At 42.0% G+C, this 20,130-nt stretch carries 21 protein-coding genes; all 21 read right to left on the bottom strand.

Annotated features, from left to right (window positions below; translation table 11 throughout):
- Positions 1–75: 75 nt before the first annotated feature.
- The gene (gene hypE, locus G610_RS0107695; RefSeq protein ID WP_026524332.1) at positions 76–1,071 is read right to left on the bottom strand and encodes a hydrogenase expression/formation protein HypE; all 996 of its coding nucleotides are present in this window, start codon (positions 1,069–1,071) and stop codon (positions 76–78) included.
- Positions 1,071–2,114, bottom strand: coding sequence for a hydrogenase formation protein HypD (gene hypD / locus G610_RS0107690; RefSeq protein ID WP_026524331.1), 1,044 nt, complete (start codon positions 2,112–2,114; stop codon positions 1,071–1,073). Before hypD ends, hypE begins: the two co-directional genes overlap by 1 nt.
- 1 nt (position 2,115) lies before the next feature.
- A complete protein-coding gene (locus G610_RS0107685; protein WP_026524330.1) occupies positions 2,116–2,334 on the bottom strand; it encodes a HypC/HybG/HupF family hydrogenase formation chaperone in 219 nt (72 codons plus the stop codon).
- A 2-nt stretch (positions 2,335–2,336) separates the two neighbouring features.
- The gene (hypF, locus tag G610_RS20170; RefSeq protein ID WP_035797168.1) at positions 2,337–4,781 is read right to left on the bottom strand and encodes a carbamoyltransferase HypF; all 2,445 of its coding nucleotides are present in this window, start codon (positions 4,779–4,781) and stop codon (positions 2,337–2,339) included.
- Between the two features lie 3 nt (positions 4,782–4,784).
- On the bottom strand, positions 4,785–5,381 hold the full coding sequence (locus G610_RS20165) for a 4Fe-4S dicluster domain-containing protein (protein WP_081667307.1): 597 nt from the start codon (positions 5,379–5,381) through the stop codon (positions 4,785–4,787).
- 18 nt (positions 5,382–5,399) lie between these two features.
- A complete protein-coding gene (locus G610_RS0107670) occupies positions 5,400–6,479 on the bottom strand; it encodes a hydrogenase large subunit (RefSeq protein ID WP_026494513.1) in 1,080 nt (359 codons plus the stop codon).
- Between the two features lie 109 nt (positions 6,480–6,588).
- Entirely contained in the window at positions 6,589–6,921 is a 333-nt protein-coding gene (locus G610_RS0107665; protein ID WP_026494512.1) for an NADH-quinone oxidoreductase subunit C, read from the bottom strand.
- Positions 6,921–7,589, bottom strand: coding sequence for an NADH-quinone oxidoreductase subunit B family protein (locus G610_RS23780; RefSeq protein ID WP_026524329.1), 669 nt, complete (start codon positions 7,587–7,589; stop codon positions 6,921–6,923). The genes G610_RS0107665 and G610_RS23780 overlap by 1 nt, the downstream gene beginning before the upstream one ends.
- A 22-nt stretch (positions 7,590–7,611) precedes the next feature.
- Positions 7,612–8,478, bottom strand: coding sequence for a respiratory chain complex I subunit 1 family protein (locus G610_RS0107655; RefSeq protein ID WP_035792573.1), 867 nt, complete (start codon positions 8,476–8,478; stop codon positions 7,612–7,614).
- On the bottom strand, positions 8,478–10,415 hold the full coding sequence (locus G610_RS0107650) for an NADH-quinone oxidoreductase subunit 5 family protein (protein WP_026524327.1): 1,938 nt from the start codon (positions 10,413–10,415) through the stop codon (positions 8,478–8,480). The genes G610_RS0107655 and G610_RS0107650 overlap by 1 nt, the downstream gene beginning before the upstream one ends.
- Positions 10,416–10,540: 125 nt before the next feature.
- Positions 10,541–10,990, bottom strand: a complete 450-nt coding sequence (locus G610_RS0107645) for a MarR family winged helix-turn-helix transcriptional regulator (protein WP_026524326.1) — start codon at positions 10,988–10,990, stop codon at positions 10,541–10,543.
- Between the two features lie 158 nt (positions 10,991–11,148).
- The gene (gene minE / locus G610_RS0107640; protein ID WP_026524325.1) at positions 11,149–11,433 is read right to left on the bottom strand and encodes a cell division topological specificity factor MinE; all 285 of its coding nucleotides are present in this window, start codon (positions 11,431–11,433) and stop codon (positions 11,149–11,151) included.
- Positions 11,434–11,448: 15 nt separating this feature from the next.
- Complete coding sequence (gene minD, locus G610_RS0107635; RefSeq protein WP_026524324.1) at positions 11,449–12,237, bottom strand: septum site-determining protein MinD; 789 nt, start codon at positions 12,235–12,237, stop codon at positions 11,449–11,451.
- Between the two features lie 34 nt (positions 12,238–12,271).
- On the bottom strand, positions 12,272–13,078 hold the full coding sequence (locus G610_RS0107630; protein WP_026524323.1) for a septum site-determining protein MinC: 807 nt from the start codon (positions 13,076–13,078) through the stop codon (positions 12,272–12,274).
- 92 nt (positions 13,079–13,170) lie between these two features.
- A complete protein-coding gene (gene tsf / locus G610_RS0107625; RefSeq protein WP_026524322.1) occupies positions 13,171–14,121 on the bottom strand; it encodes a translation elongation factor Ts in 951 nt (316 codons plus the stop codon).
- Positions 14,122–14,177: 56 nt separating this feature from the next.
- Positions 14,178–14,927: a 30S ribosomal protein S2 gene (gene rpsB, locus G610_RS0107620; RefSeq protein WP_026524321.1), complete on the bottom strand. Its 750-nt coding sequence runs from the start codon at positions 14,925–14,927 to the stop codon at positions 14,178–14,180.
- Between the two features lie 223 nt (positions 14,928–15,150).
- A complete protein-coding gene (locus G610_RS0107615) occupies positions 15,151–16,017 on the bottom strand; it encodes a hypothetical protein (protein ID WP_026524320.1) in 867 nt (288 codons plus the stop codon).
- Positions 16,018–16,035: 18 nt separating this feature from the next.
- Positions 16,036–17,241, bottom strand: coding sequence for a DUF6115 domain-containing protein (locus G610_RS0107610; RefSeq protein ID WP_026524319.1), 1,206 nt, complete (start codon positions 17,239–17,241; stop codon positions 16,036–16,038).
- 68 nt (positions 17,242–17,309) lie between these two features.
- Complete coding sequence (locus G610_RS0107605; protein WP_026524318.1) at positions 17,310–17,675, bottom strand: hypothetical protein; 366 nt, start codon at positions 17,673–17,675, stop codon at positions 17,310–17,312.
- 67 nt (positions 17,676–17,742) lie between these two features.
- The gene (locus G610_RS0107600) at positions 17,743–19,326 is read right to left on the bottom strand and encodes a FapA family protein (protein WP_026524317.1); all 1,584 of its coding nucleotides are present in this window, start codon (positions 19,324–19,326) and stop codon (positions 17,743–17,745) included.
- 22 nt (positions 19,327–19,348) lie between these two features.
- Positions 19,349–20,122, bottom strand: a complete 774-nt coding sequence (locus G610_RS0107595) for a FliA/WhiG family RNA polymerase sigma factor (RefSeq protein ID WP_026524316.1) — start codon at positions 20,120–20,122, stop codon at positions 19,349–19,351.
- Between the last annotated feature and the right edge of the window lie 8 nt (positions 20,123–20,130).

Below are 20,130 nucleotides of genomic sequence, written 5' to 3'. Positions count from 1 at the left end.
CACTTTGTTTTCATAAGATGTATAAATTGTTCTTATAAGAAAATAGGCAAAATCACTGCATTTACGGCTTATTTCTTAGCAGATTCTAGGTAATCCCTCACCGTAAAGAGGTCCGATTATTCTCTCTCCGCCAATTCCGGTATGAAGAATAACTTTGCCATTATCTCTGGTGCTTACATTTCCTATTATGCAGGCATTTTCTCCATATTTTGCACCTCTTATAAGTTCAACTGCCTTGTCTGCGTCAGCTTCGTCGACTACGCAGATCATTTTTCCTTCATTGCCCATATAAACAGGGTCAAGCCCCAACATCTTGCAGAAGTCCTTAACTGCAGGGCTCACATGAATCTTATCCTGATAGATGTCTATTGTGCATTCGGATGCATTTGCAAATTCAGATAAAACAGTACCAAGTCCGCCTCTTGTTACATCGCGCATAGCATGAACTCTTATGCCGTTTGAAATAAGAGCGCTAACCATCTCGCCAAGAGGTGCATTATCTGACTTTATCTCATTTTTGATATTCATTCTTCCTGAAAGAATCGCTGCATGATGATCACCAAGGTTACCTGAAATAATAAGGGCATCGCCATCCTTGCAGCCTGCAGGAGAAAGAGAAACACTCTCAGGCATAAATCCAACACCTGAAGTATTTATCATTATTCCGCCAAAATCTCCACGCTTTTCTACAACCTTTGTATCTCCGGTTATTATCTTGATTCCTGCTTCATCTGCGGTAGCTGCCATGGATTCAATGATCTTATCAAGGTCATCCATGTCCATACCTTCTTCAAGTATGCAGCCACAGGTAAGATACTTGGGAACTGCTCCGCTCATAAGAAGGTCATTTACTGTTCCGCATACGGATAATCTTCCAATATCTCCGCCCGGAAAAAAGTATGGTGTTACAACAAAGGAATCTGTAGTAACAGCGATTCTGCTGCTTCCTGGTACAACCGCAGAATCTTCCATTCTATCAAGCACCTCATTTTTAAAGTGCTTTGCAAATATATTTGAAATAAGCTCAGATGTGGAAGCTCCACCGCTTCCATGCGCCATAGTAATTTTCATCAATTTCCTCTTCCTGAAATGTAATAATTATAACAGCTGCCCTCTGTAGAAACCATGCATGCTCCATGCGCATCTTCAGGTGTACATTTTTTACCAAATAAAGGGCACTCATTAGGTGCTATCTCACCTGTAAGAACTCTTGCACAGCTGCATCCGGGAGGCATGTGATCCTCATCAAGGCCATAGCTTCCTGCATCATACTGAGCATACTCGCTCTTAAGCCTCATACCCGATCCCGGAATCATTCCCATTCCGCGCCAGGAAGCATCGCAGGGCTCAAAGAATTTCTCCACAGCTTCCTTTGCTTCAAGATTGCCTTCGGGAGTAACTACGCTTTTGTAAAGGTTTTTAATGCCGGTCCTGCCCTTCATGCCGGTAAGTGCATATATTGCTGCAAGGAGCTGGGCTCCTTCAAAGCCTGTAACAACAAATGGCATTTTCGTCTCTTCTGAAAGCTGTTTAAATACATCGGATCCTGTAACAACAGCCACATGTCCGGGAGCGATAAAACCATCAATATTGTCAGTGTTTTTGCATACCCATCTGATTACCTGGGGCATGGTCTTAAGTGATGTAAGAAGCTTAAGATTATGAACATCTCTTTTAATAATTTCTTCTAAAACCATGGCATATACGGGCGTTGTGGTCTCAAACCCTATTGCTGCAAAAACATAATTCTTATCCTTATGCTCAAGAGCCAGTCTGATGGCATCCATAGGAGAATAAAGCATCTCCACACTGCCCCCAAGAGCTCTTGCATCAGCCAGAGAATACTTTGATCCCTTAACTCTTATAAGATCACCAAAGGTCAAAACTGTAGTATTCTCCTGCATGGAAAACTCTGTAAGTTTGTCAATTACTGCTGTTACAGTTACGCATACAGGGCATCCGGGACCTGAAATAAGCTTGATATTATCAGAGAGCATCCCTGGAATTCCGTTTTCTGAAATAGCTGCGGTATGAGTTCCGCAAACCTCCATGAATCTTACGGTTTCGCCATTATAATTTTTCAGTTTATCTTTTATTTCCTGTAATCTGTCCATATTAAATCTGAATATCCTCGATTTCACGGAAAAGATCTTCGAGTTCATCAGCCTCTGCATCATTCATGGTCTGAATTATGCATCCTGCATGCACTAGAACTCTGTCGCCAATTTTAACCTTAACAAGACCTGCCTCTGCCTCCACAGTATTACCTGAAAAGTCCACAGTTGCCTTTGTTCCGTTAAGTTCAACAACCCTACCGGGTAAAGCCACGCACATATTTATACCTCTTCTAAATCTCGTAAACCCTGCAGGTATATCTGACCTGCACTTATACCGCCGTCATTGGTCGGTAAAAATTTGTTTAAGTATACCATAAATCCATTTTCTTTTAAGAGCTTATGGAGCTTTGTAACAAGGAGTCTGTTTGCAAAAACTCCTCCGCTTAGGCATACATTGTTTATTCCCTTTTCATCTCTGATTTTAATACAGCTGTCAAGCGCTGCCTTTGCCAGAGTCATATGAAAAGCATAAGCAATCTCTCTTCTGTCCTGAGAATGACATCTATCTACAATATCTCTGATCAGTTCTCTCGTATCCCAGTCTGAATCGTTTATCGGGAACTTAAGTAGTTCTTCGTTTTCAGCCCTGCCCTCTGCATTACACTGCGCAATATATACTTCCGCAGCATTCTGCAAAGCTATGGCACACTCACCTTCGTATGAATTATATTCTGAAAATCCAAGGATATAGGAAACAGCATCGAAAAGTCTTCCCATTCCGGAATTCCTGTAGGTGTTGATGTTATTTGAAAGTGCTGCCTTTATAAGATTCAGATCACTTTCTGTAAGGGATGAAGGCTTGCTATTTCCAATCTCATCGCCAGGTGTAGAATGGTTTTGCAGTAACTCATTAGAATCAAGTCCTGCATCTGTCATGAAACATGCAGCCAGAATTCCTGCGTTCTTCATAGCTTCATCCTGACCTACGATGGGCACAGCTCTTAAGTGTTCACGCCTCTCGTATTCTCCACCTTCACATACCAGAACTTCGCTTCCCCAAATGGTATTATCTGTTCCAAAACCAGTTCCGTCAAAAGCAATTCCAATACAATCCTTAAGATCATTTTCTGCCATTACTGAGCCGATATGCGCATGATGATGCTGAAGCTGAATAAGTTCCTTACTGCCTTCAAGACTCTCGTAGAAAGCTTTGGCCTTGGCAGTTGAAACATATCCGGGATGCATATCACATATTACTATAGTCTTTGTGATATCAAGCCGGTCCACGCCAAAGATAGAAAGAATCTCTTTCAGCTCTTTTTCCGCAACCTTCTGAATACCAAGTTCATCCATGTCACCAAAGAACTGACTTGTGATAATCTTATCTCCATATCCAATAGAAAAAGTATTCTTTAAATCTGCTCCAAAAGCTATATATAATACCTTTTCTTTTAGCGGTTTATTCAGGAAAATGGGCAAAGGCACATAACCCCTGGATCTTCGAACAAATCTGTTAACATAATCATCGCCTGCCTTGACAATCTGCAAAACAGAATCATCAAGAGGTCTTAGTATGTCCCTCTTGTAATACAGAATTCCATCTATCTTATCAGCAAAACTATCAGCGAACTCTTCGTCAGATACTATCATGGGATGTCCTGACAGGTTACCGCTGGTTACGATGAGTGGTCCAAGCTCCTTAGTTAAAAGCACATGTATACCGCTTGCAGGTAAAAAAGCCCCTATCTGGTTAGAAATTCCGCATACATTAGATGCAAAACAATTCACATAATTCTTTTTCTTATCTAAAAGAACTATAGGCCTTGATGACTGATTAAGAAGCTTATCTTCTTCTGTATTTACACAGCAATACTCAGAGACTGCATCTACATTCTCGAACATCACTGCAAATGGCTTCTTCTCACGCCCTTTTATCTCCCTAAGTCTTTGAACCACTTTTTCATCATAAGGAAGTGCCACAAGCTGATATCCGGAAATGCCCTTTAGTCCAATGATTCCGCCATCTCTAAGGACTTTTATTGCATCTTGAACAGCATTTTCCTTTATACTGACTGTCATATCTTTCTCTTGATCAGCGCTGATATTTTCCGGATTCATGTGACAAGCATCTTTAGTAGTAGCCTTAAAAATCATCTGTGGTCCGCAGTTATGACAGCTGATGGTCTGGGCATGACGCCTTCTTCCCTTTAGATATTCTGCGCTGCATTCAGGGCACATATCATAAATATCCATAGTGATATTTTCCCTGTCATAGGGGAGATTCTTTAGAATACTGAATCTCGGGCCGCAGGAAACACAGCTGATTAGAGGATATCCGTATCGTCTGTCCTTCTGATCAAGCATTTCAGAAAGACAATCATCACAAATACCTATATCAGGTGGGAATACAGGAAGTGATCCTTCTTCGTCAAACCTCGAGCTTTGAACAATACGAAAACCGGAAAAGCTTTTATGCCCCTCCGGTTCACATTCATTCAAAATCTGTAGTGAAACATTTATAACGATACTTCCAAAGGGATAAGATACCTTAAGCTCATTTGCAAAGCTTTTAATGGTATCTTCAGGTCCCTCTGCAATTATTTCAACTATTCCGCCACAGTTTTTCACTTCTCCGCTTAATGCATATTTACTTGCAAGCTCCGCCACAAACGGTCTGTATCCAACTCCCTGGACAGCACCGGTGACGCGGATAAGTGCTTTCATAAATTATTCGTCCTTTTTAACTGCCTGTGCAGCTGCCTTAATAGCTTCGATTCCGCTCTTAGGAGCTTCTGCTTTAGCTGCAGGTGCTTCAGCCTTTGCCTCAGTAGCAGGTGCTGCCGGTGTAGCATTAGCTGCAGGTGTTGCCGGTGCAGGCTTTGCTGCTGCGGGTGCTGCTCCGCCTGCTGCGGCCTTAGCTGCCGCTGCGGCTGCTGCACGCTCCTTAGCTGCCTTCATAAGTGCTTCCTGAGCAGCAATAGCTTTCTCAGACTGCGGGAATGTCTTAGTGATCTTCTCACTTCCGGGCTCAGTAAACTGAGTATCCATTGAAAGACATTTCTTAGGGCAGTTATCTACACAGCTTCTGCACTGTATGCAGCTCATAGGTCTGATAGACCAGGTCTTAGCTGCCTTATCAACAGTAATCGCTCTTGTAGGACATTTAATTGAGCAAAGTCCGCAAAGAACGCATACATCCATATCATTTACGACATGACCGCGCGTGCGCTCCGGATATACCTTAGGTTCAAAGGGATATTTACGTGTCGCAGGCTTGGAGAACAGATTTTTTAAAACAGTTTTATTAAAATTAACCAGACTCAATTCTTCTTACCTTCTTTCTTATCTCTCTGTACAACTGATGCAAGGATCAATCGTAAGAACCAAAATCGGTACATCTGCAAGATCACATCCGGCAAGAACTTCTACCAGAGCCGGAATATTAGCAAATGTAGGAGTTCTTACTCTCATACGATCAACAAACTTGGTTCCGTTTGCCTTTACATAGTAGAGAGCTTCTCCTCTGGGCTGCTCGATTCTGGCCATGTATTCACCATTGGGGAATCCCTTAACAGGTACATCTACAGCGCCTGCAGGCATCTTATCGATACACTGACGCATGATATCAATTGCCTGATATATCTCTTTAATACGTACTTCTGTACGAGCATAAGAATCGCATCCTGTGCTTGTGATAGGCTCGAATTCGATGTCGCCGTATGCACAATATCCTGTTGAACGGATATCTCTTGCAATACCACTTGCACGAAGGAAAGGACCTGCTGTACCAAGAAGATCTGCCTTCTCAGGTGTAAGAATACCTACATCTACAAGACGATTTTTAACTGCAACGTCATCGATGAAAGGCTTACTTACAATCTTAACGCCCTCTTCAATGCTATCAAGTCTCTGTCTGAAATCCTTAAGCATATCATCGGGAATATCTCTTCTAAGGCCGCCGATCTTCATGATTGAAAAGATAACACGTCCGCCTGTTGCGATCTCAAACATATCAAGAATCTCTTCACGGATTCTCCAGCACTCCATATAAAGTGACTCAAATCCGAAAGCATCTGCAAGAAGTCCAAGCCAAAGCATGTGAGAATGCATTCTTGAAAGCTCAGAAAGCATTGTTCTTAAATATTTTGCTCTGTCAGGAACCTCTAAATCCATGATATGCTCAACAGCATCACAGTATCCAAGGCCATGTCCAAGTGAACAGATACCACAGATACGCTCTGCTACATATACCATTTCCTGGAAATCTTTTTTATCTACAAGCTTCTCAAGTCCACGATGGATGAAACCAATCTCAGGAATAGCCTGTACAACCTTCTCATCCTCAAGTACCAGATCCAGATGAATAGGCTCAGGTAATACGGGATGCTGAGGTCCAAAAGGAATTACACTTCTAGTTGACATATATTCTCCTTACTCTCACTGAATTATTTTAACAATGAAGTTACTCCTCGCGTTGCTCGAAGTAACACGTTCGAACCAGACTCGTAAAAACCTCGTCAGGTTCTCACAGCTACTTAAAAGGTGTTTCTATAGCAACACGGTAGAAGCTACCTTTATAATCAAGGCTAATCATCTGAATGTCCACTCCGAAAAGATCGTGGATCTCGTTCTCATACAAAAATGCACAAGGGAAAACACTACTGATACTGTTAATACTCTGATCCTCAGCAAGGATTATCTTAACCTGCTGAACCTCAAGTGCTTTACCAAATGTATAAACCAGTTCATATCCATCAGGAGTTCTGGTTGAGCACTGCTGCATCAGATGATATCCGTCGTGCTTAAGTCTCTGCGCCTCATCGATGATCTCTTCTGCCTTAACAATCTTAAACTCTGCATTCATCAGGCGTTCCCTCCTTCATCCTTTTTGGGCTCTGCAGCTTCAGCGGGCTTTGCAGCAGGTGCTGCTGCAGGAGCTGCCGGCTTCGGTGCAGGCTTAGCAGTAGCAGCTATCTTCTCCTCAGCCTGCTCACGAAGAGCCTCCTCAGTCAGAACTGCGTCATACTGTGTAGCAGGATCATAGTCTTCTGCCTTCATACGAACTGCAATCTTGCTGTAATCCACAGTACAGTAACCCTGTTTCATGGATTCCTTAACCTTTACTCTCTTTTCCTCAAGGATAGCAAGTGCTTTAACTACGCCATCGATGAGAGCCTCCGGACGAACTGCGCATCCGGGAACATATACATCTACGGGAACTACCTTATCGGAGCCGCCGAGAATATTATAACAATCCTTGAAGATACCTCCATCACAGGAGCATATTCCACAAGCGATAACTACCTTTGGATCAGGCATCTGATTATACAGCTGTCTTACAACCGGAGCTGTCTGTGCATTGATACCACCTGTTAAAAGAAGTATGTCTGCATGCTTGGGGTTACCTGTATTAATAATACCGAATCTCTCTACATCATAGAGAGGAGTCATTGTTGCAAGTACCTCTATGTCACAGCCGTTGCAGCTTGAGCCATCATAATGTAATACCCAGGGTGATTTTGAAATTTTCATAATATCTCCTAATCTCTTAATATTAGTTAATAACACTGAGGATAAGCAGGTTTGTGCCGGCTGTTACAAGGATTACTACCCATGATGAAACCAGCATAGCCATGTATTTCACACGAGGAAATACATTGTCGATAAACGTCTCCAACAGATAAAAAATCACACAAGCGACAATTGCGATTACATAGCTTACAGGGTTGTTGTAGATAAAGAACATAGCAACAATACCCATCATAAGTACCTGATCATACCACTCTGCTATCTCGTAAAGTCCAAGGTTGGAACCTGAAATATCAGATGTAAGACCCTTTACCATCTCCTGGTGAGCATGGTGTGAAGTACTCATATCAAAAGGTGACTTTCTGAACTTAATTGTAAGTATGAACAAAAAGCCGATAAGCATTCCGGGAATCTTAAACACTGCAGGTGCCTGTCCGGCAAGCATATCATTTACCATGAAGCTTCCGTGAACTTCGTAGAAACCGATAGCAACAAGAAGAATCATGGGCTCATAGCACATCATCTGAAGAAGCTCACGGTTTGCACCCATTGCACTGTAAGGTCCGTTTGTGGAATAAGCTGCAAGTACCATCATAACTTCGGACATTGAAAGAGCAAAGAATACAAGAAGCATATCTCCGCCGCCAAAGAACAATGCACCGGTAAAGATGGTGAATATTGTATAAGCTATAACAAACAGAATCTGAATACTATTAACAACAGTGGTCTGCTTAGCTAAAAGCTTGTAAACATCATAGAAGGGCTGAAGAAGCGGCGGGCCCTGTCTGCCCTGCATTCTTGCAGAAACGACTCTGTCGATTCCTTCCATAAGTCCGCCGATGATAGGCGCAAGTAAAATATAAAGAACTACCTTACATATTGTCATTACCATCAGATAGTACCTCCGATCACGATAATAAGCATTACGAGAACTATCACTGCAGAGATCGCAATACTGGGAGCAAGGAGCTTGTCCTCACCGAAATAATCTGTCATATACCAGTTTGACATGTAAAGTGCTCTCTCCTTACCAAAGGAGTCGATGTAGTGACGATCATCACCGGCATTTACACCGGCTACATAAGACATGGTCATCTTACTCTTCTTACCGATTGCAAGGAATCTGCTTCCGATCGGGATAATGAAGATCATAGTAACCATTATCATCATGATGATAACATCAGAGCCACCGATTACATTAGGTATATTCTTATGGAATGCCTCGTTAAGGATCGGCTGAATCATGTGATCTGACATCCAGGGGAATGCAAAACACATAACAACGATCATTGTTGTAAGAGGGAACAGAGAGATCATCTCACTTCTGGGTGTGATGTCCTCAAGTTCGTATGACTGGTGAATTACAGTACAGATCTTTCCAAGCCATTTTGCCCAGTAGAAAAGTGTTGAGCCTGAACCAAATACAAGGAAAAGAACAAGCCATACTGAATTGGAATCTACGAATGACTTAAGAGCTGCCCACTTTGATACAAGCATACCAAAGGGTGCCATAAACATACCGCAGATACCGATTATCATAATAAATGCAAGCTTAGGCAGCTTGATGATAAGTCCGTGCATATCCTCTACATCACGGCTGTGCATACAGTTCTCGATATCTCCGACTGTCTGGAACAGAAGTGACTTTGATACAGCATGGAAAAGAATGAGCATTGTTGCTGCCCATACACCCTCTGTAGTACCTGTTCCTGCGCAGGCTGTGATAAGACCAAGGTTTGAAATTGTTGAATAAGCAAGTACTTTCTTACCGTCACTAACAGTAATAGCAAGAAGTGATGCTGCGAAGAATGTAAATCCACCGATAACAGTGATCATTACACCAGTAAATGTTCCTGCAAGCATGGGTGAAAGGCGGATAAGCATGTAAACACCGATCTTAACCATTGTTGCAGAGTGAAGGAGCGCACTACTGGGAGTAGGTGCAACCATCGCTCCAAGAAGCCATCTTGAGAACGGGAACTGTGCACTCTTTGTAAGTGCAGCAAAAGCAAACAGTGTAACAGGAACCATAACAAGCATATTCTCTCTCGGAACAAGCTGTGTAAGTGCGCTGAGATTTGATACCTTAAGAGTCATGTTGCAATACATAAGACCAAAGGCAAATCCGCATCCGCCAAGAAGGTTCATCCATAAAGCACGGAAGCTGTTGTTAACTGCTTCTTCTGTTCTGGTGTAACCGATAAGAAGGAATGAACATACGCTTGTGATTTCCCAGAAGAAGTATATCCAACCAAGATTATCAGACACAATAAGACCAAACATAGCTCCGATGAATACAAACAAAAGAGCAAGGAAATAGTTTGATCTGTCTTCTACTTCAGTGTGGTGATTGTGATAATCCTTCATGTAACCGCAAGCATATATGCAGATAAGAATACCTACAATACCTACGATAAGGATCATAACAGCTGAAAGGAAATCAACTCTCATATGAGCGCTTCCCTCAAGAGCCTGACCTGTGAGATCCATCCAAAGTACAGGAAGTGTACCAAGCATGGAAAGAAGAATAGCATAATACTTTTTGTATTTTATGCTAAGGAAAACCACAATACACATGAGAAGTATCTCACCACCCATGATAATGTGGTCATAGACTGCTGTCTCAGTAAGAAAAGTGTTCTTAGTAACTCCCTGAGTTCCAAGTACCTTAGTTCCTACCAGGATTGCAGTGATCATGATGCTAAAGCCACCAAGACCGGCAACAATGTTGCGCAGTAGAGACGCCTTTTTGATACAGAACATAAGAACTGCCATCACAAAAGGAAAGAAAATCAGAAAATCTACTGCCTTAAGAATTTGTATGTTCAAGAATTCTCCACCCCTTTCAGGATAATTTAGTAATTAAGCAAATAATGCCTTATACATACTACCACAAAAACACTGATTATTGATTAAAAATTTGTTATAAAAATATCAAAAAATTATAGTATTTTTCAGCGAATATTTTCAATAATCATGTACAGTAAACGGTACAATTCCTTGGCATCATTCTCTGATAATTTAATGCAGCCTCCGATCTTCTCGGGGATGCTTTTTGCCTTACTCTTAAGAGCCTCTCCCTCAGGTGTTATTGAAACAAGAAGGTTTCTCTCATCATTCTTGGATCTTGTTCTCTTGATATAGCCCTTGCTTTCGAGCTTCTTAAGAACAGGAGTAAGTGTTCCTGAATCAAGGAACAGATTCTCACCAAGAGTCTTAACGTTCATCTCCTTCTTTTCCCAAAGTACCATCATGGCAATATACTGAGTATATGTAAGGTCAAGCTCATCAAGATAAGGCTTATAGTTCCTTATTATCTCTTTAGAACATGCATATAACGGAAAACAAAGCTGGTTTTCCAGTTTAAGCGAGTCAAAACTATCTTTCTTTACATTAGAAGCCATAATAAATCCTCTTTTCCTAATTGATTGTATGCAAATTATTTGCTACCTAGAATATAATAACTCTATTTTGTCATTTATTCAATGGTGATATTATAAATTTGAATATTGCGATAAACATTGAAAAAGACCTGCGCGAAACAGGTCTTTATTTTATCTGTTTATTTTGCAGAATGCTTCATGTTCTTGATAGGAATATTTGCATACAAAGCGGGAACTGTCTTGCTATCAGTTGTAGCACCTTCAGTATCCATCTGAGTAAACTTGATATCAAGTCCGCTCTGATCTACCTCTACATACTTAGAAAGCACTTCAAGAATATCATTCTTGATTCGTTCCATAATCTCCGGTGAACAGCTTGATCTGTCTGATACAAGCACAAGTTTAAGGCGATCCTTAGCCATTTCGCTGGATGACTTTTTCTTAAAAATATCTGTCAGCTTCATATCATCGCCCCCTTATCACTTGCGAAAAACACTGGCCAATGCAGCGAAGAATCCCTTCTTATCCTCAAGGTTAAGGAAAGGAACTGATTCTCCCATTATTCTGCGGCAAATATTCATATAAGCCTGACCTGCCAAGGAATTATCGCCTGCAAGAGGCTCACCGTTGTTAGTAGCTACTACTATGCTCTCATCATCCGGAACAACACCAAGAAGCTCAACAGCAAGAATGTCGATTACATCCTCAGCACTCATCATATCTCCGCGCTTAACCATCTCAGGGCGAAGCCTGTTTACGATGAGCTGTGTCTTGCCAATCTCATTAGCTTCAAGAAGTCCGATGATACGATCAGCATCTCTAACAGCTGATACCTCAGGTGTAGTAACAACGATAGCTCTCTCTGCACCAGCAATGGCATTCTTAAAGCCCTGCTCAATACCTGCAGGACAATCCATGATAACATAGTCAAATTCCTGCTTAAGTTCTTCAGCAAGCTTCTTCATCTGATCAGGTGTAACGCTGGTTTTATCCTTTGTCTGAGCTGCAGGCAAAAGGAAAAGTGTATCATATCTCTTATCCTTGATCATAGCCTGCTTCACCTTGCAGCTTCCTTCAACAACATCTACAAGATTATATACAATTCGATTCTCAAGCCCCATAACCACATCAAGATTACGAAGACCTATATCTGTATCAATGAGAACAACCTTTTTGCCAAGCTTGGCAAGACCTGTTCCAATATTGGCAGTAGTGGTAGTTTTGCCGACACCACCCTTACCGGATGTTACAACTATTACCTCTCCCATTTACTTCCTCCATACAAAATCATATTTTAATTATTCATACCAATTTATTATCTCGCATAAATGACGGTCCGTAAACATCCTTTACGACATGACCATTTAAAATGTAAGCCACCTCAGGGACTTTATCAACCACCTTTTTGCGGAATTTTCTTGTTTTAAGTTTCGGTCCTTTATCAGCATCAGGCGAAATTGCTATGGCGTTAGCTATTCTTATCTGTAAAGGATCCATTTCGAGAGCAAAAACATAGGTACTTTCGTCTCCACCGGCGCCTGCATAAACACTTCCTCTAAGGGCACCGAGTACAAAAATACTTCCATTAGAGACAACAGAAGCACCGGGTTTAACATCTCCAAGAATAACAAGACTCTTTTTCTCATTAAGAGTCATACCGGAACGCATACTGCCATAAATAATTCTGGCATCATCCCTATCCGGAATCAAATCCTGTAAATCATCAGCCGGTATTGTATCCTTTATTGCATCATAAACCTCAGACATGTCATATTGAGAAACACTGCTATTATCTGAAGTAGATGTAGCTGCTGAAGATGCAGTATCAGATGAAAATCTACTGAAAAGTTCGTCAGTATCAGGATCCTCGCAAATAACGCAGGTGATGGTAAGCTTACTGTTTTGAGTAATAATATCTAAAACCTGAGCAATCTCATCATCACTTAAAGCTCTGCCCTTTATGAGTAATCCTACACTTACTCTTCCGAAAAACGAAGAAGATTCGCGAAATTTGGAAGCAATATCCTGTGTGAGATTTTCAAAAGATATGTCTCTGTCAAGCTCAAGGATAATACCCGAACCGGTTCCTTTAATACTTACTGAACCCATCTGATTTCATAATCTCCCTTGAAACTTTTAGTATAAAAGCCCTTGCCGTCAAAAACGACAAGGGCATTTAATAACATATTCTATACAGTTAATTACTGCATACCAGCCTGCTTTGCAACTTCTTCTGCAAAGTTCTCTTCTCTCTTCTCAATACCTTCGCCTGTCTCAAAACGAACGAATCTCTTGATTGAAAGGTTAGCGCCGTTATCCTTAGCAACCTGTGCTACATACTGGCCAACAGTCTGCTTTCCATCTTCAGCCTTAACGAATACCTGCTGATTGAGGCAGATCTCTTTAAGCTCTTTCTGAAGACGACCCTCGAGCATCTTCTCGATGATCTGCTGAGGCTTTCTCTTTCCTTCAGGAAGCTCCTCGTTCTCCTTTGTAGCCTGAGCAAGAAGGATCTCCTTCTCGTGGTTTCTGAACTCTTCAGAAACATCGTTCATATCAACATACTTAGGATTAAGAGCTGCAATCTGCATTGCAATGTTCTTGATTGCTTCCTTGATGTTATCGTTAACAACATCTGTGTCAGCCTCAACAAGAACTGAAATTCTTCCGCCGCCGTGTACGTAAGGAACTACGATACCGTTCTCAGCTACAACCTTCTCAAAACGGCGAATGCTGAGCTTCTCAGAAATAACTGCTGTGATATCGATAAGTGCTTCCTTAACTGTCTTAGCAGAATCAACGTTCCAAGCTTCTTCCATGAAGCTGTCCATATCCTTAGAATCAGACTCTACAGCCTGCTTAGCAACTGCCTCAACGAATGTCTGGAACTGCTCGTTCTTAGCAACGAAGTCAGTCTCTGAGTTAACCTCAACAACTGCTGCTGTCTTGTCATCCTTAACAGCGATTCTTGTAAGACCCTCAGCTGCGATACGGCTAGCCTTCTTCTCAGCCTTAGCCTGACCGTTCTTTCTAAGGAACTCTACTGCTGCATCCATATCACCGTTAGTCTCAGTAAGTGCCTTCTTGCACTCCATCATACCTGCACCGGTGGACTCACGTAACTCTTTTACCATTGCTGCTGTGATAGCCATGTATTTATATCCTCCGCGAATAATATTATTTTTATCAATTGAAGCTTATAAATGGATTACTCCTCTGTCTCAGCCTCAGCTTCCTCGCTAACAGCCTCAGCCTGCTCAGCTGTAAGTGCCTCAGCACCCTGATTAGCCTCGATAACAGCATCTGCCATCTTACCAACAAGAAGCTTTACTGCACGGATAGCATCATCGTTACCAGGGATGATGTAGTCAAGCTCTTCAGGATCACAGTTTGTATCACCAATACCGATAAGTGTGATTCCAAGTGACTCAGCTTCCTGGATGCAGATTCTTTCCTTCTTAGGATCTACTACAAAGATAGCATCAGGAATTCTCTTCATATCACGAATTCCGCCAAGAACCTTGTTGAGCTTCTCATACTCTTTGTTGAGCTGAGCAACTTCCTTCTTGGGAAGTACATTGAATGTGCCGTCTTCCTGCATCTTCTCGAGCTTCTTAAGACGATCGATTCTGCTCTGGATTGTGCGGAAGTTTGTAAGCATACCACCAAGCCAACGCTCGTTTACATAGTACATACCGCAACGCTCAGCCTCTGTCTTAACAGCGTCCTGTGCCTGCTTCTTTGTACCAACGAAAAGAATAGTACCACCCTGCTGTGCGATCTCAAATACTGCCTTGTAAGCCTCGTCAACCTTAACAACTGACTTCTGAAGATCGATGATGTGGATACCATTTCTCTCTGTGAAGATGTAAGGAGCCATCTTAGGGTTCCATCTTCTTGTCTGGTGTCCGAAATGTACACCTGCTTCAAGTAACTGTTTCATAGATACAACGCTCATGTTATTACCTCCATTTGGTTAATCTTCCGCATATCTTTGCCTTGTGACCCGAAGGGGCGTTATTTCCTTCGGAAGGTTCACATCCTATCTTCATATCTAAAAGACACCGGATGAAAAGTGGATATGCGTGTTTATTTGTGACTCTGTGAAAAAATAGCACTAAAAAAGCCCATAAACTCACAGCTTCAATAGAATACCATGATTTTGGGCTTTTGACAAGACATTATTTTGTTATAATCCTAGCTATCTCTTCAAAAGATGCTCCTTTGGGTATCTGCTTGGTACCTGATCTGATCTTTCTGTCGAGACCTGCATTAACGAGATAATTGTTAAATGCAACTCCATCATCTATAATTCCTGCTTCTCTTATGATTCTGGCGCAGGTATCTGATTCGCTACCGCCCGGGATAACAACCACAACATAATTAACATCAGATGATGCAGGCTGAGCTTCAGCAGTTTCTACAGCTTCATTGGTCTGAGGCGCTGTAGATTCAGTCTCTGCAGGAGCTGCTTCTGTAGTAGCTGCTTCTGACGAAGTGTCAGTGCTTGCGGAAGCATCGGCAGCTTCACTTTCGGGAGTTTCTGCTTCACTTTCTGTTTTAGGTGATTCGTTTTCTGCAACTTCTACTTCAACAGATTTAGAAGCTGATGAGCTGCTCTCTACCGTTTCCGTGGATGTTGCCCCCGCTGCGTCGTCACCCGCGAGTGCAATATCCGGCTCGGCTTCAACGCTTTCGCTGCTTTCGCCAAGGTTGCTGCTCTCTTTCTCTTCTTCAACCACTTCAGGAACTGATTCACCTGTTTCAGACTCCCCTTGGTTGATTTCTTCAGATATTTCTTCTTCCTGCGTATCCAATTCCGTATCGGATGAAGTTGAATCACTTTCAGCAATCTCCTCTGTTAATCTGGCGGATTCTGAATACTGGGATAATGTATCCTCCGCTTCTACCATTCCAAGCTGTTTTGCTCTTCTTATTACTTCTTCATCACTTATCTTTGATGAAGAACCGGAAAGAGCAACTCCCATAATAATGGCTGTGAGTAAGACTCCTACACCCATTCCCCGTAAATAATACTTAAGCTTCATACTCTAGACTAATGCTCCTCACATAATAGAACTTCTATTCTTTTTATGCTTGCCGGCAAGATCAATAACAAGCTTAACCTCGCCAATACCAAGCTTTAATTCACGTGCTATAACAACTGCAGATTTTCCTGCCTTGTGCATATCAAGTATTCTCTGATTCCTTGATGCAGGATCTCCCGGCATAAGCTGCGGCTGCGCTTCAGCTGCTTCTGCCTTTTTCCTTGAGGCATCTGAAATGGAAACAACCTTTGCTCCGGAAATATCCTCTGCAGCATCTGCTTCTGGAATCTCCGGCATTTCGGTTACATCTCCTACAGGAGCTTCCTGGCTGTATTCCGGAGTTTCATTAACTGTCTCACTAATGTCATGCTCATATTCTGTATTAGCTACTTCTGATACAGGAGCATTCTCAGTTTCTGCAAAGGTATTCTCAGGTGTAATTATGTTACCGGGTTCTGAACCTATAACCTTATTCTGAGTCTTCTTCGCAGCTGCACTGTCTGCTCTGTCCAAAATATCAACAAGTGATGAAAACTGTTTGGTCTCTTCCTCATTCTCAGGCTTAACTACAGTTTCATCAGAGTCATCTTCATCAAAATATTCAAATTCTTCATTAGAAGTATTTTTATTGGAAACATCTTCTCTGATTACAGGATCATAATCAGGTGTCTTGTGAAGTACAGGCTCAGATACAGTATGCTCGAAAGCCACAGGCTCAGATACAACTACATTAGGTGTACTCTCTACGCGCATCGCAGCTTCCTTTGCAGCTCTTGCAGCCTCTTCTGCCTGCTCGGCGGTAAGTACAGCTTCTTTTGCAGTCTGCTTAACCTCTTTTGCAGCACGATTAACCTCAGAAACAGTGTTCTTGAGGTTTTTATGCTTATCATTAAGCATGTCATACATAAACATTACTTCATCATGATTCTTATGGATATCGTTCATGACAGTATCTGAATACTCACTTATCGCGGACATTTTCTCATTGGTAACTCTGTCCATTGCACGCTCAGCCTTATTGATGGCTTCCTCTGTGCATTCATCAAGCATCTCGTCAATCTGCCCCTGTGAATTACGAATTGCTTTTCTGACAAGATCATTGATCTTGGCTTCAGTCAGCTCGCTGTCCACCTCATTCAGCGCAGAGTTGTTCGGTATCAGATACCCTAATATTACCGCCAGGATTCCGACGATGATTAAAATAATTTCTGTAACACTTATCATAATATCCCCACTAGAAACCGTGTACCCTTCTCCCAAAAAGATACAAATATAAAAGTATTATAAAGTGTTCAGATTTTGAAGTCAAACCCTGAGGAAATATGCATATCAAGAGGCCTTCCATCGGACCCTATTAAGGTCTCGGAAAGTTTTTCTATATCTTCCTTGGTATGCTCCCTCTTTTTCTTTTCCCCCTTGCCGCCATTTCCGCTGTACTCATTTTTGCCTTTTTCCTTGGCATCAAATTTTTCCTGCTTATTCTGATCGGCATTTTCTTTTTCATTTACAGAGTTAGCTTTTTGATCAACTTCCTTGTCAAACTGAGTCTGGAAGGTGTTCTGATTTGTCATAGCCCGATTGTCTTCATTTGCTTTTATCTGCGCTATGTCATTTGTTCTGGCTATCGCCCCCTGAAAATCTATTCTTCCTATCGACATAGTTGCCTCCCTTCGCCTCTAACATCCCCTTTCTTACATAATTTATCGGCTACCTGACCCTTCTAGATTAGATAGCGCCTGTCTTTACGTAACCATCTCTCAGTTCAAACCTGCAATACTGCGACTGTGTCTTAAGTGTTGTGGTCTGATCCCCGATCTGAATAGTGGTTCCGGGATATGCTGTTCCTTCTACTATAACATAAGCATCCTTCGATTCAGCTAATTTTTGTTGAATCTCTGCCAGCTCAGCATTATTTTTCTCAAGCTGGGATGTAAGAACCTTATGCATAGTCATCATCTGCTGTGCCTGTCTTGTCTGCTCGGGAGTAAGGGTTGCGCCTGAGCGAAGCCTTTTGGTAATCGCATCAATAGTAGGTGTGACTGCTTCAAGACGTTTCTGAGAATCTGCTATAGCTTTTGTCAGTTCTCTTAGCCTTAACTTAATGCTGGGATCTGCGCCAACTTCAATAAGCGTACTTGCTCCCATTTCGCTTCCAAGAACCTTAGCTATGATCCTGTCAGTAGCCGTGCATCTCCCACCTGCAATAAATCCTCGTTTCCCGGAAACCCTTATCTCTGTTCCCGATGAAACCGTCGAATGCATAATGCTCTCACTGGTAATAGACCCCTTTGCATTTACCCTGGCATTTTCAATGAACTTCGTTACGATATTTCCGCCGGCGGATATATCGCCCTTGGACATACCGTTTATTCCTCTTTCGAGGATGATATCATTACCTGCCTTTAAGCTGGCACCTTCAACCACGCCTTTGACAATTATGTTGGCACCTGCTTTAACAGAAAATCCTGTCGCAACGGTTCCCTTAACCTCAACGCTGCCGTCATAGTTTATATTTCCTGTTGAAACATCAATGTTATCAAACTGTATTACGTTGCTGACAGTAACCTTTCCTTCTTTCACAGTTACATGCCCGTCAGCATCGGCATAAAGAACAAGGCCATCCTCTGACAGCTTTGTATTCTTACCTGCTTTTATCTTGGTTGGCTTAACAGGGTGGGGCTTTAAAATCTCGCCATAAATATTCTGCCCAGGATCTCCCGGATCCTCAGGCACAAGCATGGCAAGTTTATCACCCTTTTTGACATGGTTGATCATGTTCAGATTAAAGTAATCCACACTTCCGTCTTCACGCATAGTGGGCTGTGCACGAAGATTCATCTTGAAGTTGTACTCAACCTTAGCGTCGCATCCTTCCCTTGTTTTTCTGCCCTTTGCTATAACAAATTCCTTGCAGTATTCTCTGTTTCCAAAGAATTTCTGGATTGCTTCGGAGTCAATTCCAAAGGTTATCTCTCTGTAGGCAAGGTCCTGTATGAATTCCTTTGGTGTCATGAGCTCGCCGTCTTCAGAAGGAGCATAAAAAAATGCCGTGACTTGCATGCGGTCTCTGGAAATGGTGAGCTTATAGCTCTCCCTTTCCGGATATGTCGGTGATTCGTTTAAAATCACAAGCATACCGTCCGCATTAGTCAGGGCATCATTAAGAACAGCAGGAACAAAGCTGATTGCACGGTCATCAAGATACTCTTTTACAGCATCGTATTGAAGGGAATCTCCACCATCAGTTGGTGGATAAACTCTTATGCCTGTTTCTCTGCCACCTGTAACCAACTGAAAATAACCGTTCATAGCTTCCTCCTGGATTATAGCATTACCTTAATTCAGTCAAAATTCCTAAGTATTTTCCAAGCTTTTCTCTCATTTTCTGAAGTGCTCTTGTGTGCAGCTGTGATACTCGAGATTCAGAAACCTCAAGGACATTGCTTATTTCCTTCAGTGTAAGCTCTTCATAGTAGTAAAGAAGAATGACTTTCTTCTCTTTGTCAGTAAGAAGCTGCAAGCTTTCGGCAAGCATCTTCTTAAGCTCTTCTTTTTCAAGAGCTTCTTCGGGTTTATCGAAACTGGATGCAAGATTGTTGGTATCTTCAGGCACATCGCTTCCCTGTTCCATGAATTCATTAAGAGAAACAACGCCTGTCACCTTCATCTGGTTCTGCCAGTTAAGGTACTCATCTTCTGAAATGCCAAGCTTTGCGGCAATTTCAGAATCAGAAGCCGGGTGTCCCATCTCTTTCTCAATATCATGAATCGCAGCTTCTATCTTTTTCTGTTTTTGCCTGATAGTTCTGGGAATCCAATCCATTTTCCTGATCTGATCAAGGATTGCACCCCTGATTCTTACACTGGCATAGGTTTCGAATTTGACGTCCTTAAGAAGGTCAAACTTATCAATGGCATCAATAAGACCAAAGATGCCATAGCCCACAAGGTCATCATATTCCACGTTAAAACCCAAATACATGGAGAGTCGCCCCGCAACCAGTTTAACAAGCGGAGCATACTCCAAAATTAACTTTTCGCGAAGCTCAGGAGCCTTCGTCTTTTGATATTCACTCCAAAGCTTATTTCTTCCGGCTTCATCCATGTGTTAAT

Source organism: Butyrivibrio sp. MB2005, assembly GCF_000424285.1.
Lineage (GTDB): Bacteria > Bacillota > Clostridia > Lachnospirales > Lachnospiraceae > Butyrivibrio.
Note: the sequence above shows the minus strand (reverse complement) of the source record. Positions and strands in the feature narration are given on the sequence as shown.